The following is a 14,298-nucleotide window of genomic DNA, read 5'->3' as shown; positions in this document are numbered from 1 at the left end:
CACCCTGTGCGCCATGAACGAGTCCAGCCGCGTCGAGGCCTTCAGCGACGGTGTCTTCGCCATCGCCATCACCCTGCTCATCCTGGAGATCAAGGTTCCCGAGACCGGTGAACACGGCGGACTGTGGCACGCGCTCGGCGCGCAGTGGCCGTCGTACGCCGCCTATGTGGTGAGCTTCCTGGTCATCGGCATCATGTGGGTCAACCACCACCAGCTCTTCAGCTACGTCGCCCGCGTCGACCGCACGCTGGTGTTCCTGAACCTGCTGGTGCTGATGGTGGTGGCCGCGGTGCCCTGGCCCACGGCGTTGCTCGCGGAGTACCTGCGCGAGGAGCGGGCCTCCCATGTGGCGGCGGCCGTCTACAGCCTGGTGATGGTCGCGATGGCGCTCACCTTCCAGGCCCTGTGGTGGCACCTCACCCGCACCGGGCACCTCTTCGACGCCCGGGTCGACGTCCCGGCGGCCAGGGCGACCCGTGTGCGGTTCGCGCTGGGGTCCCTGGCCTACCCGGTGACGGTCGGCCTCGCCTTCGTCTCGGCGCCCCTGACCCTGGCCGCGCACGGGCTGATCGCCCTGTACTACGGCTTCAACCAGGTACCGGTGCCGACCCGCCCGATGACGGCCGCGTCATGACGGGCGCCGCGGCATCATGCAGGGCGTGGCCTCGGGCAGCCGGCCGGTGAAGGCCGCCGCCCGGTTCATAGAGGAGGGCGGCAACGCCGTGGTCACCGAGGACCTGCGGGAGGCGCTGGGGCGCCCGGCGCGGACGTACCGGCAGTGGGCCGAGGACCACAGGCCGGCGTTCGTACCGGCCTGACCTCGGGGGGCGGCGGGCCACCTGGCCCGACGCCCCGACCCGCGCTCACGGTCTGCTCCGGAGCGATCCGCTTGGGGCCCGGTGCGGCCTACAGTCCGAACAGGCTCAGGTCCGCGGCCAGTTCCTTGAAGAGCTCCGCCGGGTCCGCGACCAGTTTTCTGGCCTTAAGGTCCATCATCCCGCCCACCGCCGTGATCTCGGCGGCCACCGTGCCCTCGGTCCTGCGGACCTCCTGCCGGATCCTGAAGGTCTTCCCGCCGCTCCACTCGAACTCGCACGTCACGTCGACCTCGTCACCGGCGAGCAGTTCGCTCCGGTAGCGGATGGTGGTCTCCAGCGCCACCGGGCCCACGCCCCGGCCGATCAGCTCGGCCTGGCTGATTCCGGCCGCCTTCAGCAGTGTCCAGCGGGCGTGTTCCGCGTAGTTGAGGTACACCGCCTGGTTGAGGTGACCCTGTACGTCGGTCTCGTAGCCGCGGACGGTCACACGGACGGAAAACGGTTCGGCCACTGCTTTCCCTTCTCGCGCTCGGACTTCCGGTCGACCGATCTTGGCACGCGCGTCATGCCCGACGCGGCGATGCCAGCAGATACCGCACTCTCGTCCTGGGCTCCGTGTACTCCCCGGCCTGCCAGCCCGCCCGCTCCAGCGTGCCCGCACAGGCCCGCAGCGCCTCGCCGTCCGGCGCGTACACGGCGACCGCCTCCGGCTGCGGGGTCGCGCGCACCCGGTAGCCGTCGGTGTCCCGGCCCGCCGGACGGTGCCCGGCCGCCTCCAGCGCGAGGGCGGCGGCCCGCACCAGATGCGTACGCTCCCAGGAGCACGGCCGGTCCACGGCACCGTCCGGGTTGGTCATCCGGCGCAGCTCCAGCAGCCCCTGCCAGGCGCTGTGCACCTCGCGCGCCCGGGACGGCCCGGCGGCTTCCTCGTCGTCCCCTCCGACGCGCGCCGCGAAGACCCCACCGCCCGCGGGCTGCACCACCGGCTCGGCGGCCACCTCCGGCACCGCCTCCCGTACGCGGTGCCCGGTCGGCGTCAGGAAGTGGTCGTGCGGCGGCCGCGGATGCCGGAAGGCCAGCCCCCGCTCGACCAGCGCCGCGAGCTGCGCCTCCGTCCCCTTCAGCCGCCCGGTGACGGGGTCGGCGGCGTCGATCAACCGCCGCTGCGCGGCGGTCGGCGAACGGCTCACGGCGTGCTCCTCCCCGGCGGTCGGCCCACTTCGAAGCTTACGACCGCCCACTGACAGCCGGCCCGGCTCTGCGCCCCCTACACGCCCGGCCGGACGTTCCACCCCGCGATCACCGGCCGCCCGTGCTCCGTGCCCAGTCGGCACAGTGTCCCGGTCGCCAGCTGGAACAGCGCCCCGTCCCGCGGCGGCAGCCCCAGCCGGCGGGCGGTGAGCACCCGCAGGAAGTGACCGTGCCCCACGAGCAGTACGTCGCCCTCGGTGTCGACGGCGTCCACCTCGGCCAGCATCCGGTCGGCGCGCTCCCCGACCTCTTCCGGGGTCTCCCCGGGGCGTTCCGGCGGCCCCGGCGCCACCCCGTCGGTGAACAGGAACCAGCCGGGCCGCGTGCGCTGGATCTCCGCGGTGGTCACACCCTCATAACCGCCGTAGTCCCATTCCCGCAGATCGGCGTCGACACCCGCATCGCGCACCCCGATGAGTTCGGCGGTCTCCCGCGCCCGCCGCAGCGGGCTGACGAACGCCGCCGCGATCCGGTGCTCACGGATCAACGGCGCCAGCCGCCGCGCCTCCTCCCGTCCCTGCTCGGTGAGGGGCACGTCCGTCCATCCCGTGTGCCGCCCGGACCGAGACCACTCGGTCTGACCGTGCCGGACGAGAAGAAGATCACCCACGTCCGCGCCCTTCCCGCTCGCCTGTCAGCACGGTGCCACAGGCCCCCGCGGCCCGCAGGACCGACTCGGCCAGACAGCCGTCCCGGCCCGGTAAAGTCGCAGGTCATGAGCGACGACTGGCGCAACGACCGGATCGGCGGTGCCCTTCGCGGGGAAAACCCCACGGTGCTGCGGCGCCTGGACGCGGGCTTCGCGGTGATCGGGGACGTCCAGTTCCTGCCCGGGTACGCGGTGCTGCTGGCGGACGACCCGGCGGTGCGGCGGCTGTCGGACCTGCCCAGGCACCGGCGCCTGGGCTTCCTGGCCGACATGGACCGTCTCGGCGAGGCCGTCGAGCGGGCCTGCCGGCGACTGGACCCCGCCTTCCGGCGCGTGAACCTGGAGATCCTCGGCAACACCGACGACTTCCTGCACGCTCACGTGTGGCCGCGCTACGACTGGGAGCCGGCCGACCTCGTGGGGCTTCCCGTGTGGCTGTACCCACGCGAGAGGTGGAGCGACGAGCGCCACCGGCTCGGTCCCCGCCACGACACGCTGCGCGCGGCCATCGGCGAGGAGCTGGACCGGTGCGCCCACGGGGCCTGATGCGCCGCCGCGTTCGGGGTCGCCCGCCTGCAACACTGGCCGGATGCCAGAAGTCGTCTTCAGCCGGGTCGCCCCCGTCGTCCCTGTCCGGAACCTTGATGCTGCTCAGTGATCGGCGGCGTACGAGACGAAGGCGGACCACACCCGCGGCCCGAAGGCGAGTCGGGGGCCGTGCCTGTGCTTGGAGTCCCGTACGTGGATGGTGCCGGGGGTGGTCGCGACCTCGACGCACTCCGGGCCGTCGTTCGTGCTGTAGCTGCTCTTGAACCAATCCAGCGCGGAACCGTTCCCCGTCGAGGGGTTGGTCATCATGTCTCTCCCAGCAATTTTTCGATGAAGGCCAGCGACTCACGGGGCGTGAGAGCCTGGGCGCGGATGATGCCATAGCGGATCTCAAGGACCTGGATCTCCTTGGGTTGGGAGATCAGTCGGCTGGTGAGCTGGACCTCGTTGTGCCCCACCGTGTCTCCCTCCTTCAGCCGCAGTAGTTGGAGTGACCCCGCGAGACCGGCATGGTCCTCGCGGTCGGTGGCATCACCTGGATCTCCACGTTCCGCCGCTGGCCGAACTCCAACAGGCGTTCGAGCTGCGTCCGCAGCACCATTCTGCCTCCGATGGGGCGGCGCAGTGTGACTTCCTCCTGGACGAAGCTGAAAACGGGTGCGGGCTTCCGATCGAAGACGTCTTGCCGTGCCATGCGCGCGGCGACAAACTGCTGGCTGTCCACCCCGACGACCGCCGAGGAACACCGGGCAGTGGGAGCGGCAGTCGTTCCGGCTACTGCCGGTACCCGCTCAGGAACCGTCCGATCCGCCCGATCGCCGCCTCCAGGTCATCCGCGTACGGCAGCGTCAGGATCCGGAAGTGGTCGGGCGTCGGCCAGTTGAAGCCGGTGCCCTGGACGACCTGGATCTTCTCCCGCAGCAGCAGGTCCAGGACGAACTTCTCGTCGTCGTGGATGCGGTGGACCTTGGGATCGATGCGCGGGAACGCGTACAGCGCGCCCTTCGGCTTCACGCAGGACACGCCGGGGATCTCGTTGAGCTTCTCCCAGGCCACGTCCCGCTGGTCGCGCAACCGCCCGCCCGGGGCGGTCAGTTCACGGATGGACTGGCGGCCGCCGAGCGCGGCCTGGATGGCGTACTGCGCGGGCGCGTTGGCGCACAGCCGCATGGAGGCCAGCATGGTCAGGCCCTCCAGGTAGTCCTTAGCGTGCTGCTTCGGACCGGTGACGACCAGCCAGCCCGAGCGGAAGCCCGCCACCCGGTACGTCTTCGACAGGCCGCAGAAGGTGAGGACGACCAGGTCGGGGGCGAGTGCGGCGGCCGAGTGGTGCACGGCGTCGTCGTACAGGATCTGGTCGTAGATCTCGTCGGCGAACACCATCAGGCCGTGGCGGCGGGCGAGGTCGAGGACACCCTCGACGATCTCCTTCGGGTAGACCGCGCCGGTGGGGTTGTTGGGGTTGATGATGACGACGGCCTTGGTGCGGTCGGTGATCTTCGCCGCCATGTCGTCCAGGTCGGGGTACCAGTCGGCCTGTTCGTCGCAGAGGTAGTGCACCGCCTTGCCGCCGGCGAGGGTCGTCACCGCCGTCCAGAGGGGGAAGTCCGGGGCCGGGATCAGGATCTCGTCGCCGTCCTCCACCAGCGCCTGTACCGCCATCGACACCAGTTCGGAGACGCCGTTGCCGAGGAACACGTCGTCGACGCCGACCTCCAGGCCCAGCGTCTGGTAGCGCTGGGCGACCGCCCGGCGGGCGGAGAGGACGCCCCGCGAGTCCGTGTAGCCGTGCGCCTGCGGCAGCATCCGGATCATGTCCTGGAGGATCTCCTCCGGCGCCTCGAAGCCGAACACCGCGGGGTTGCCGGTGTTCAGGCGCAGCACGCTGTGGCCCGCCGCCTCCAACGCGTCGGCCTGCTCGATCACCGGGCCGCGGATCTCGTAACAGACCTCACTGAGCTTGTTCGACTGCCGGAACTCCATGCGCGCTCGCCCCTCCGGTTCGGTGTGTTGCTTGGTTTTACCAAGTTCCGGCTTGGAAAGTCCAACGGCATGTCTAGACTGCGGGACATGTCACCTCGCCGAAGCTACGACCAGTACTGCTCCGCCGCCCGCGCCCTCGACCTCGTCGGCGACCGCTGGACCCTGCTGATCGTCCGGGAGCTGCTCGCCGGTCCCCGCCGCTACACGGACCTGCATGCCGACCTGCCCGGCGTGAGCACGGACGTACTCGCCTCGCGGCTGAGGGACATGGAGCGGGACGGGTTGACGACACGGCGCCGGCTGCCTCCGCCGGGCGCCGCCTACGTGTACGAACTGACCGCACACGGGCGGCGGTTGCTGCCCGTGCTGCAGGCGCTCGGCGAGTGGGGCCGGGCCGAGCTGGGGGAGCGGCGGCCCACCGACGCGGTGCGCGCGCACTGGTTCGCGCTGCCGCTGCTGCGTGAGCTGGAGGGGGCCGGCCTCGTCGAAGTCCGGTTGGACGAGGGCGTCTTCCACCTGTACATCGGTGCCGAGGACGGACCCGTGTACGGCGATGGGCGCGCCCCCGCCGAACCCGACGCCCGGTTCGTCATGGACACCGGCACGTGTACGGCGGTCGCCCGCGGTGAGCTGAGCGTCCCGGACGCGGTGCGCGAGGGGCGGATCGAGGTGTCCGGGGACGGTGCGGTGGCCAAGGCGCTGCGGGAGGCGTGAAAGGAGAGAAGGCCCGCCGGGCGACCGGCGGGCCTTCTTCCGGGTGAGGTGACTCAGGCGCCCGGCGGCACCCGCGACGGCCGTCCCGGCCCGCGCGTCAGCGCGTACCCGCCGATGCCGGCCAGGGCGGCCAGCACGCCGCCCACCGCGGTCCACACCCAGCGGTCGGTCCACCAACCGGAGGACCAGCCGTCGTCCGGCTCGACGGCGGACAGCACGGCCGGCTTCGACGAACCGTCGTCCTCGCTCGCCGGCTTGGCGGCGATCCCGGGGACCAGCGGCTCGGCCAGTGAGCCGTCCACCGCGGCCGACCCGCCGACGTCCTTGGAGTCGACGCGGACCTGGGCGTCGACGGGCTGGCCGAGATCGGAGGAGCGCAGGTCCACGACGGTCAGCCGGATGTAGTACGTGCCCGGCAGCGGGTCGTCGGCCCACGGCTCCGACCAGGCGCGGACCGTGCGCAGGACGCAGGTCAGGTCCACGGAGGAGACGCCCTGGCCGGCGGTGCGGGTCTGGGCGCCGTACTGGCAGGCCTGGCGGCGCCGCAGGCCGTCGTACACGTCGATCTGCCAGGTCTCGGCGGTGTGCGTGCCGGGCAGCTTCACCGTCGCCCTGACGGTGGGGCGCTGCCCGGAGTCCGCCGGGAACGACCAGTACAGGTAGTCGCCGGTGGAACCGCCGGCGGTGGCCTGCTGCCCCTGGTCGATCTCGGTCGCCGTACGGAAGGAGGTGCCCGCCTCGGTGGGCGCCTTGCCGTCGCCGGAGGGACCGGCGGAGGGGGAGGAGCCGGCGGCGGCCGGCCCCGCGGCGAGTGCGAGCGTCGCCCCGAACGCCAGCAGCGCGGCGCCCAACACACGAGTGATACGCATCAGTTCGTCCTCCAGACCGCGACCCGCCAGCGCGACACCCAGCCCCACAGCAGACCCGCGACGAAGCCGGTGAGCACCAGCGCGCCGAGCAGCCACCAGCCGCGGCCCAGGCCGAAGGAGGCCACGTCGCTCGCCTTGTCCGGGCCGTCCACGACGTCCACGGTCAGCTCCAGCGGCAGCCCGGGCGTGGTCTTCACACCGGAGGCCGCCGAGAAGGAGTTGGTGACCTGCAGGCACACGGTCTCGGCGGTGGCGTCTTCGTCGTCGCTCCCGGCCCTCGGGTAGCGCAGGCCCGTCGAGATCACGTCCGTACGGCCGTCACCCGCGGCCTCGCCGCGCACGATCTCCCGGCCGTGCACGGTCACGGCCCGCAGCAGCACCCCGTAGTCGGGGCCCACGGCCCGGTCGGCCGCCACGCTCACCGAGGCGCGCACCTCCTGGCCGGGGCCGACGTCCACCCGGTACCAGCGCTGCTGCCCGAACTCCTCACGGTCGGTGTACAGCCCCGACTTCAGCGCGGGCGCCTTCGCGCACTCGCGCGCGCCCTCGGTGGCCACCGGGGTCACCACCGGATCGGCCGCCTGGTCCACCAACTGGCCCACGCGGTCGCTGAGTTCTTCCTTGTGCCGCACGTCGGTGTAGGTGCCGCCGGTGGCGTCCGCGATGCAGCTGAGCTGGTCGCGGGTCTTGGCGTCCGGGACCAGGCCGAGGGTGTCGATGGTCAGCCCGATGCCCTTGGCGGCGATCTCGCGGGCCACCTCGCACGGGTCCAGCGGCTGGCAGGTGTCCTCGCCGTCGCTGATCAGGACGATCCGGCGGGTGCCGTCACCGCCGTCGAGGTCGGTGGCCGCCTTCTGCAGCGCCGGACCGATCGGCGTCCAGCCGGTCGGCGCCAGCGTGGCGACCGCCGTCTTCGCCTCGGTCCGGTCAAGCGGGCCGACCGGGTAGAGCTGCTCGGTGTCCTTGCAGCCCGTCCTGCGGTCGTCACCACGGTAGTTGGCGCCGAGCGTGCGTATCCCGAGCCGGACCTCCTCGGGTGTCGCGTCGAGCACCTCGTTGAACGCCTGCTTCGCCGCGGCCATCCGCGACCCGCCGTCCATGTCCCGCGTGCGCATGGAACCGCTGACGTCCAGTACGAGTTCCACCTTGGGAGCGGCCTGGTCGTCCGTCTCGTCGGCGACCGCTCCGGCGGGGAACGCCAGCCCTGCCGTCAGCGCGGCGAGCAGGGCACAGACCCCCGCCGCCAGCCGTTGTCTTCTGATCATCGGCGGATCCTATTGATCTCAGGTGCCGTGCTCCAAAACGAGCGGGCTGGGCAGGGCCGTCCACAGGTCACCGGGCGTCTCGGGTGACAGCCGCATCAGCGTCAACGCCTTGGCGGGCAGTGGTGCTTCGCGCAGGGCCGCGAGGTCCGGGGTGGGCGGCAGATCCCGTACGGCCGTCTGCAGGGCCGCGCCCAGGGCCGGGCCGGAACCGGCCGTCCCGGCCAGGGCACCGGCCACCAGGGAGCCGAACAGCTTGCGGCGCAGGGCCGCTTCGTCGTCGGTGACCAGGCGGCCGGTCAGCTCCGGGGGCGTGATGCCCTGGCGGGTCAGCCGGGCGGGGCTGACGCGGATGTCGGCGAGGTCGCGGTAGACCAGGCGGAGGGGAGCGCCGGAGGGGGACAGGACGACGAGGAGGTTCTGGCCGTGCGCCTCCAGCGCCACACCCAGCTCCAGCAGGCGCAGGCCCACCGTGAGGGCTAGGCGGGCGAAGTCCGCGAGCCAGGAAGGGGAGTTCGGCAGATCGGTGGCGGCGAGGGCGGCCACCGGCAGGACGTGCTCGCCCGGCGCCGCGTACACCTGCGGCGACTCGCGCAACACGGCCGCCAGATCGGGGGTGCTGGCCGTCACCGCGCCCAGGGTGCGCGTGACGTGCAGCAGGCCGTCCGTGCGGGCCGCGAGATCCTCCGCGAACGCCGACAACGTGGCCGCCACGCCCACCGAGTACACCGAGATGTCCCGCACCGAGGACGTCAGCCGGGCGCTCAGCGCCGTCTTCACGTGCGGCCCGCCCGGCAGGGCGAGGGTGCGCAGCGACATCAGGGGATGGGCGCCCGACCAGCCGTCGTACGGGCGCTCGAGGACATGCGCCGCCTGCCAGGGGTGCACCGGCACCAGCAGCCGCTCCCCGTCCCGCAGTTCGTCCGGCCACGCCCCGGTCACCAGGCACTCCCGCGCCGGGACCGGGACCGTCCCCAGCTCCACCACCGGCCCGTGCTCCGGCCCGTAGGCGAGCTGCTCGGCCACCGAGAAGCCGGGCCGGGAACGGCAGTTCGGATGGAAGGGGTGCCCGTCGACCACTCGCTGCTCCCATTCCCAGCCCCGCTCCGGCCACTCCTTCGGATGTTCCGGCCGACCGGCCCGCGACAGCGCCAGCGACGCGACGCTGTGCCCGAGCTCGGCGGCGAAGGCGGCGGCGTGCGGCACCGCGAGGTCCGTCATCAGGCGCGCCGGATCGTCGTACGCCACACCGTCGAGGTGGACGACGGTGACGTACGCGTCGGTCGCGTACGGATCCGCGCGCGGGCCGCGCAGCCGGCGTCCGTCCGCCAGCCGCACGGTCAGGTCACGGGCCCCGTGCACCCGGCGGGTGATCCAGGGCAGCGGTTCATGGGCGAGCGCCCGCCACAGGCGGGTCAGCACGGCCGCCCGCGCGCCGGGCAGCCCGGCCGTGTACCGGGGCACCAGGTCGGGCCGGACGACGGCCAGCTCCTCGGCGACCTCGGCCTCGGAGGTGGGGGGGCCCGAAGGGCCTTCCTCGGGAGGGTGGTGGTGGGAGAGGGGCGGGCGGTACACGGTCGGCTCCTCGGGTACGACAGCGGGACGGGCACGGCTTCCGTGGACGGCAGCATGCAGGGACGACAGACATACTGATCGCGATCGGACCCCGGACGAAGTACGAATGGATCGCGTGGACCACATGCCCCCCAGCGACGACGTCGTGGATCACCTGCCCGCCGTCGACGACGTCGCGGAGCGCGCCGACGCGTACGCGGCCGCGCCCCTGCTCAACTGCCTGCTGCGGGAGGTCGCCGAGCCGCTGCCCGCGACCGGGGAACGGCGGACGTACCGGCTGCCCGGGACCGGCCGCCTGCTGCGGGTGCGCGGTGCGCGGCGGCCCGCCGCGCCCGAGGTGCACGCGGCGGGCGCCTGGCGGCGCATCGGCCACACCGAGCTGGTCAAACTGGTCGCCGAGGAACTGCGCCGGCACACGGGACTGTCCAGCGACGACCTGCCCACCGAGATGATCGACAGCCGGGACGCGGTCGCCGCGCTGCTCGCCGCGCGCGCCCGTACGACGGCGCCCGACGACCCGTACCTGCGCTCCGAACAGTCCCTCATCACCGGCCATCCTCACCACCCCGCGCCCAAGGCGCGCGGCGGCGGCCCCGTCGCGGCCTGGCTGCCGTACGCCCCCGAGGCCCATGCCCGCTTCCCGCTGGTGCTGCTCGGCGTGCGCGAGGACGAGGTGGCCGAGGAGGGCGACACCTGCGCGCTCGACGCCCTCGGCGCGGCCCCGCCCGGCTACCGGCTGCTGCCCGCCCACCCCTGGCAGCTCGGCCTCGTCGGCCCCGACCTTGCCCCGGCCTTCGCCGACGGCCGCCTGGTCCACCTCGGCACGACCCCGTTCCCGGCCTGGCCGACCGCCGCCGTGCGCACCCTGTACGAGCCCCGCCGCGACCTGTACCTGAAGTTCAGCCTGGACGTGCGGATCACCAACGACATCCGCCGCCTGTGGCGCCACGACCTACGGAGACTGCGCCGCACCGACACGGCCGCGAGCCACGCCCTCGCCGCGTCCGCCGGCCCGGCCGCCTGGCTGAGCGACCGCGGCTACCGCACCGCCGCGTTCGCCTTCGAGGAACTGGCCGTGCTGGTCCGCGACGGCCTGCGCGGCCACCTGCTGCCCGGCGCGACCCCGCTGCTCGCCGCCGGGCTGGTCGAGGGCTTCGAGGGCAATCCCCTCGCCGCCGCCCCCGACCCGGCGGCCTGGTGGGAGGCGTACCTGCGCCAGGTCGTCCCCCCGGCCCTGACCGCCTTCGCCGGCCACGGCGTCGTCCTCGAGGCACACCTGCAGAACACGCTGATCGCCGTCGACGCCTCCGGTACGCCCGTCCAGGCGCTGTTCCGGGACGCCGAGGGCGTCAAGCTGCTGCCGGACGTCTCCCGCGCGGCCGGCTGGGAGCGGCTGGTGTACTGCCTGGTCGTCAACCACCTCACCGAGATCGCCGCCGCCCTGGCCGAACACCACCCGGGCCTCGACCCCTGGCCCGCCGCCCGCCGCGCCCTCGCCGCCCACGACCTCCCGGAGATCCCCGCCCTGCTCGCCTCGCCCACCCTGCCCGGCAAGACGAACCTGCTGCTGCGCTGGACCGGCGCGGACGGCGCCGCCGCCCGTTACCTGCCGCTGCCCAACCCGCTGGCCAACGGGTAGGGCCAGTCCGGCCTGCCTTACGCTGGCCGGTGTGCTGCGCGACGTGACTGCTGTTCGATACGTGACCCCGCTGCGATCCGGCGGCTCCGTCCCCGGAGTCGTCGAGGCCGACGACCTGGGCACGTACGTCGTGAAGTTCACCGGCTCCGCGCAGGGCCGCAAGGCGCTGGTCGCCGAGGTGATCGTGGGTGAACTGGCCCGCGCGCTGGGGCTGCGCTTCCCCGAACTGGTCCTCGTCCACTTCGACCCGGCGATCGCCGCCCACGAGCCCCACCAGGAGGTACGGGAGCTGCACGGCGCCAGCGCCGGGACCAACCTCGGCATGGACTACCTGCCGGGCGCGAAGGACTTCACCCCTCGGGTCGCCCAGGCCTTCCCGGTGGACCCGCTGGAGGCGGGCCGGATCGTCTGGCTCGACGCCCTGACCGTCAACGTCGACCGTACGGTCCACAGCTCCAACCTGATGGTCTGGCCGACGTTCGGCACCGCGCCCCCGCGCCTGTGGCTCATCGATCATGGCGCCGCCCTCGTCTTCCACCACCGCTGGGACGCCTCCGACCCCACGAAGGCCTACGACTTCCGGCACCACGCCCTCGGCCACTACGGGCCCGACGTACGGGCGGCCGACGCGGAGCTGGCGCCGAAGGTGACGCGGGAGCTGCTGCGGGAGATCGCGGCGGAGGTCCCCGAGGCCTGGCTGAGGGGCGAGGAGGGATTCGCGGCGCCGGACGACGTCCGTACGGCGTACGTGGACTACCTCCACGCGCGCGTGGAGGCCTCCGCGGCCTGGCTGCCCACGGACTTCCCCACCCGGGAGGAACTCGCCGCCGAGGAGGCCCGGCGCGCGGCGAGAACACAGGAGGGCCGCCCGGACTGGCTCAAGCGGGTCCCCGACCTGCACGGCAAGCCGGCGGCGGAACAGGATTGGCCGGTGCACCCGGGATGACGGATGTTCAGCGGGTCGAGATCGAGTACTGCACCCAGTGCCGCTGGCTGCCGCGTGCCGCCTGGCTCGCGCAGGAGCTGCTGACGACCTTCGAAGCCGAGCTGACGGAGCTGTCGCTGAAGCCCGGCACCGGCGGTGTCTTCGTCGTCCGGGTGAACGACGAGGTGGTGTGGGACCGCCGCGCACAGGGCTTTCCGGAGCCCACGGCCGTGAAGCAGGCCGTGCGCGACCGAGTGGCCCCGGGAAGGTCCCTGGGCCACTCGGACAAGTGAGCTTTTCCGGGTCTCAGCCGGCCAGTTGCCCGTACGCGGGCAGCGTCAGGAAGTCCGCGTAGTCCTCGTCGAGGGCGACCTGCAGCAGCAGGTCGTGGGCCTGCTGCCAGTGCCCGGCCGCGAAGGCCTCCTCGCCGATCTCCGTGCGGATGCCGTCCAGTTCCTCGGCGGCGACCTTGCGGGCCAGCTCCGGCGTGGCCTTCTCGCCGTTCTCGAACTCGACGCCCGCGTTGATCCACTGCCAGATCTGCGAGCGGGAGATCTCCGCGGTGGCCGCGTCCTCCATCAGGTTGAAGATGGCGACCGCGCCGAGACCGCGCAGCCAGGCCTCGATGTAACGGATGCCGACCTGGACGGCGTTGACGAAACCGTGGTACGTCGGCCTGGCGTCCAGCGAGTCGATCGCGATCAGGTCGGCCGCCTCGACGCGGACGTCCTCGCGCAGGCGGTCCTTCTGGTTCGGCTTGTCGCCGAGAACCCGGTCGAAGGACTCCATGGCGATCGGGACCAGGTCGGGGTGGGCGACCCAGGAGCCGTCGAAACCGTCGTTCGCCTCGCGGTCCTTGTCGGCGCGGACCTTCTCGAACGCGACCTCGTTGACCGCGGCGTCCTTGCGGGACGGGATGAACGCCGCCATGCCGCCGATCGCGTGCGCGCCGCGCTTGTGGCAGGTGCGGACGAGGAGTTCGGTGTAGGCCCGCATGAACGGGGCGGTCATCGTGACAGCGTTGCGGTCCGGCAGGACGAACCGGGCGCCGCCGTCACGGAAGTTCTTGACGATGGAGAACAGGTAGTCCCAGCGGCCGGCGTTCAATCCGGAGGCGTGGTCGCGCAGTTCGTAGAGGATCTCCTCCATCTCGTACGCGGCCGTGATCGTCTCGATGAGCACGGTGGCGCGGATGGTGCCCTGCGGGATGCCGACGTAGTCCTGCGCGAAGACGAACACGTCGTTCCAGAGGCGGGCCTCCAGGTGCGACTCGGTCTTCGGGAGGTAGAAGTACGGGCCCTTGCCGAGGTCGATCAGACGCTGGGCGTTGTGGAAGAAGTAGAGGCCGAAGTCGACGAAGGCGCCCGGGACCTGGGCGCCGTCGGCGTCGACGAGGTGCCGCTCGTGGAGGTGCCAGCCGCGCGGGCGCATGACGACGGTGGCGAGTTCCTCGTCGGGACGCAGGGCGTACGACTTGCCCGACTCCGGGTCCGTGAAGTCGATGTTCCGGGTGTACGCGTCGATCAGGTTGACCTGACCGAGGACGACGTTCTCCCAGGTGGGCGCCGAGGCGTCCTCGAAGTCCGCGAGCCACACCTTCGCGCCCGAGTTGAGGGCGTTGATGGTCATCTTGCGGTCGGTGGGGCCGGTGATCTCGACCCGGCGGTCGTTCAGGGCCTCCGGCGAGGGCGCCACCTTCCAGGACTCGTCCGCGCGGATCCCGGCGGTCTCCGGCAGGAAGTCGAGCCTGGAGGTGCGGGCGATCTCGGCGCGGCGCTCCGCGCGGCGGGCGAGGAGTTCGTCACGGCGTGGCGTGAACCGCCGGTGCAGCTCGGCCACGAAGGCGAGCGCCGCGTCGGTGAGGACCTCCTCCTGCCGGGGCAGGGGCGCGGCGTCGACGATGGCCAGCGGGGACGGCGCTGGTGCGGACATGAGCTGTCACTTCCTTCAGCGGTGGCACCGGGTGCCAGTCGAACCGGGTACGGCGTGAGACGCCCGGGTAGGTCCTGGGCGCTTCTGATAGGTGGATAATAGTTTCCTCATCGTGGAACTTCAATCGTCTGT

The 14,298-nt window shown here is 72.4% G+C and carries 16 protein-coding genes and 1 pseudogene; 7 read left to right on the top strand and 10 right to left on the bottom strand.

The window, feature by feature from the left end:
* Positions 1 to 13: 13 nt before the first annotated feature.
* A complete protein-coding gene (locus ACIBBH_RS11370) occupies positions 14 to 634 on the top strand; it encodes a TMEM175 family protein (protein WP_399403992.1) in 621 nt (206 codons plus the stop codon).
* 25 nt (positions 635 to 659) lie between these two features.
* A complete protein-coding gene (locus ACIBBH_RS11365; protein ID WP_399403991.1) occupies positions 660 to 818 on the top strand; it encodes a hypothetical protein in 159 nt (52 codons plus the stop codon).
* Between the two features lie 88 nt (positions 819 to 906).
* Here the strand turns inward: ACIBBH_RS11365 and ACIBBH_RS11360 are convergent, their stop codons facing one another.
* The 3 genes from ACIBBH_RS11360 to ACIBBH_RS11350 form a co-directional block, all read right to left on the bottom strand.
* Complete coding sequence (locus ACIBBH_RS11360) at positions 907 to 1,329, bottom strand: acyl-CoA thioesterase (protein WP_399403990.1); 423 nt, start codon at positions 1,327 to 1,329, stop codon at positions 907 to 909.
* Between the two features lie 52 nt (positions 1,330 to 1,381).
* Positions 1,382 to 2,008, bottom strand: a complete 627-nt coding sequence (locus ACIBBH_RS11355; protein ID WP_399403989.1) for a hypothetical protein — start codon at positions 2,006 to 2,008, stop codon at positions 1,382 to 1,384.
* A gap of 77 nt (positions 2,009 to 2,085) precedes the next feature.
* Positions 2,086 to 2,679: a histidine phosphatase family protein gene (locus ACIBBH_RS11350; RefSeq protein WP_399403988.1), complete on the bottom strand. Its 594-nt coding sequence runs from the start codon at positions 2,677 to 2,679 to the stop codon at positions 2,086 to 2,088.
* Positions 2,680 to 2,784: 105 nt separating this feature from the next.
* On the opposite strand from ACIBBH_RS11350, the gene ACIBBH_RS11345 reads away from it, so the two are divergent.
* The gene (locus ACIBBH_RS11345; RefSeq protein WP_399403987.1) at positions 2,785 to 3,264 is read left to right on the top strand and encodes an HIT family protein; all 480 of its coding nucleotides are present in this window, start codon (positions 2,785 to 2,787) and stop codon (positions 3,262 to 3,264) included.
* 105 nt (positions 3,265 to 3,369) lie between these two features.
* Here the strand turns inward: ACIBBH_RS11345 and ACIBBH_RS11340 are convergent, their stop codons facing one another.
* The 3 genes and pseudogenes from ACIBBH_RS11340 to ACIBBH_RS11330 form a co-directional block, all read right to left on the bottom strand.
* Entirely contained in the window at positions 3,370 to 3,576 is a 207-nt protein-coding gene (locus ACIBBH_RS11340) for a DUF397 domain-containing protein (RefSeq protein WP_399403986.1), read from the bottom strand.
* A pseudogene (locus tag ACIBBH_RS11335) lies at positions 3,573 to 3,979 on the bottom strand (DUF5753 domain-containing protein); the annotation flags it as partial. The gene ACIBBH_RS11340 and the pseudogene ACIBBH_RS11335, both read right to left, overlap by 4 nt.
* A 62-nt stretch (positions 3,980 to 4,041) precedes the next feature.
* Positions 4,042 to 5,250, bottom strand: a complete 1,209-nt coding sequence (locus tag ACIBBH_RS11330) for a pyridoxal phosphate-dependent aminotransferase (protein ID WP_399403985.1) — start codon at positions 5,248 to 5,250, stop codon at positions 4,042 to 4,044.
* Between the two features lie 87 nt (positions 5,251 to 5,337).
* Here ACIBBH_RS11330 and ACIBBH_RS11325 point away from each other — a divergent pair, with 87 nt between their 5' ends.
* The gene (locus ACIBBH_RS11325; protein ID WP_399403984.1) at positions 5,338 to 5,964 is read left to right on the top strand and encodes a winged helix-turn-helix transcriptional regulator; all 627 of its coding nucleotides are present in this window, start codon (positions 5,338 to 5,340) and stop codon (positions 5,962 to 5,964) included.
* Positions 5,965 to 6,017: 53 nt separating this feature from the next.
* Here ACIBBH_RS11325 and ACIBBH_RS11320 read toward each other — a convergent pair whose 3' ends face one another.
* Genes ACIBBH_RS11320 through ACIBBH_RS11310 form a run of 3 tightly spaced genes read right to left on the bottom strand, consistent with a single transcriptional unit; the run spans position 6,018 to position 9,670 of the window.
* The gene (locus tag ACIBBH_RS11320; protein ID WP_399403983.1) at positions 6,018 to 6,833 is read right to left on the bottom strand and encodes a hypothetical protein; all 816 of its coding nucleotides are present in this window, start codon (positions 6,831 to 6,833) and stop codon (positions 6,018 to 6,020) included.
* Positions 6,833 to 8,098: a VWA domain-containing protein gene (locus ACIBBH_RS11315; RefSeq protein ID WP_399403982.1), complete on the bottom strand. Its 1,266-nt coding sequence runs from the start codon at positions 8,096 to 8,098 to the stop codon at positions 6,833 to 6,835. Before ACIBBH_RS11315 ends, ACIBBH_RS11320 begins: the two co-directional genes overlap by 1 nt.
* 18 nt (positions 8,099 to 8,116) lie before the next feature.
* Positions 8,117 to 9,670: an IucA/IucC family protein gene (locus ACIBBH_RS11310; RefSeq protein WP_399403981.1), complete on the bottom strand. Its 1,554-nt coding sequence runs from the start codon at positions 9,668 to 9,670 to the stop codon at positions 8,117 to 8,119.
* Positions 9,671 to 9,776: 106 nt separating this feature from the next.
* Here ACIBBH_RS11310 and ACIBBH_RS11305 point away from each other — a divergent pair, with 106 nt between their 5' ends.
* The 3 genes from ACIBBH_RS11305 to ACIBBH_RS11295 are packed head-to-tail and all read left to right on the top strand — an operon-like array spanning position 9,777 to position 12,527.
* Entirely contained in the window at positions 9,777 to 11,309 is a 1,533-nt protein-coding gene (locus ACIBBH_RS11305; RefSeq protein ID WP_399403980.1) for an IucA/IucC family protein, read from the top strand.
* 31 nt (positions 11,310 to 11,340) lie between these two features.
* Complete coding sequence (locus tag ACIBBH_RS11300) at positions 11,341 to 12,255, top strand: HipA family kinase (RefSeq protein WP_399403979.1); 915 nt, start codon at positions 11,341 to 11,343, stop codon at positions 12,253 to 12,255.
* Positions 12,252 to 12,527, top strand: coding sequence for a SelT/SelW/SelH family protein (locus ACIBBH_RS11295; RefSeq protein ID WP_399403978.1), 276 nt, complete (start codon positions 12,252 to 12,254; stop codon positions 12,525 to 12,527). Before ACIBBH_RS11300 ends, ACIBBH_RS11295 begins: the two co-directional genes overlap by 4 nt.
* Before the next feature lie 13 nt (positions 12,528 to 12,540).
* Here ACIBBH_RS11295 and aceB read toward each other — a convergent pair whose 3' ends face one another.
* Positions 12,541 to 14,166, bottom strand: a complete 1,626-nt coding sequence (gene aceB, locus ACIBBH_RS11290) for a malate synthase A (RefSeq protein WP_399403977.1) — start codon at positions 14,164 to 14,166, stop codon at positions 12,541 to 12,543.
* Positions 14,167 to 14,298 lie beyond the last annotated feature (132 nt).

The sequence above is a fragment of the Streptomyces sp. NPDC051636 genome, assembly GCF_044453765.1.
Taxonomy (GTDB): Bacteria; Actinomycetota; Actinomycetes; order Streptomycetales; family Streptomycetaceae; genus Streptomyces.
This window is presented reverse-complemented; position numbering and strand designations above follow the sequence as displayed.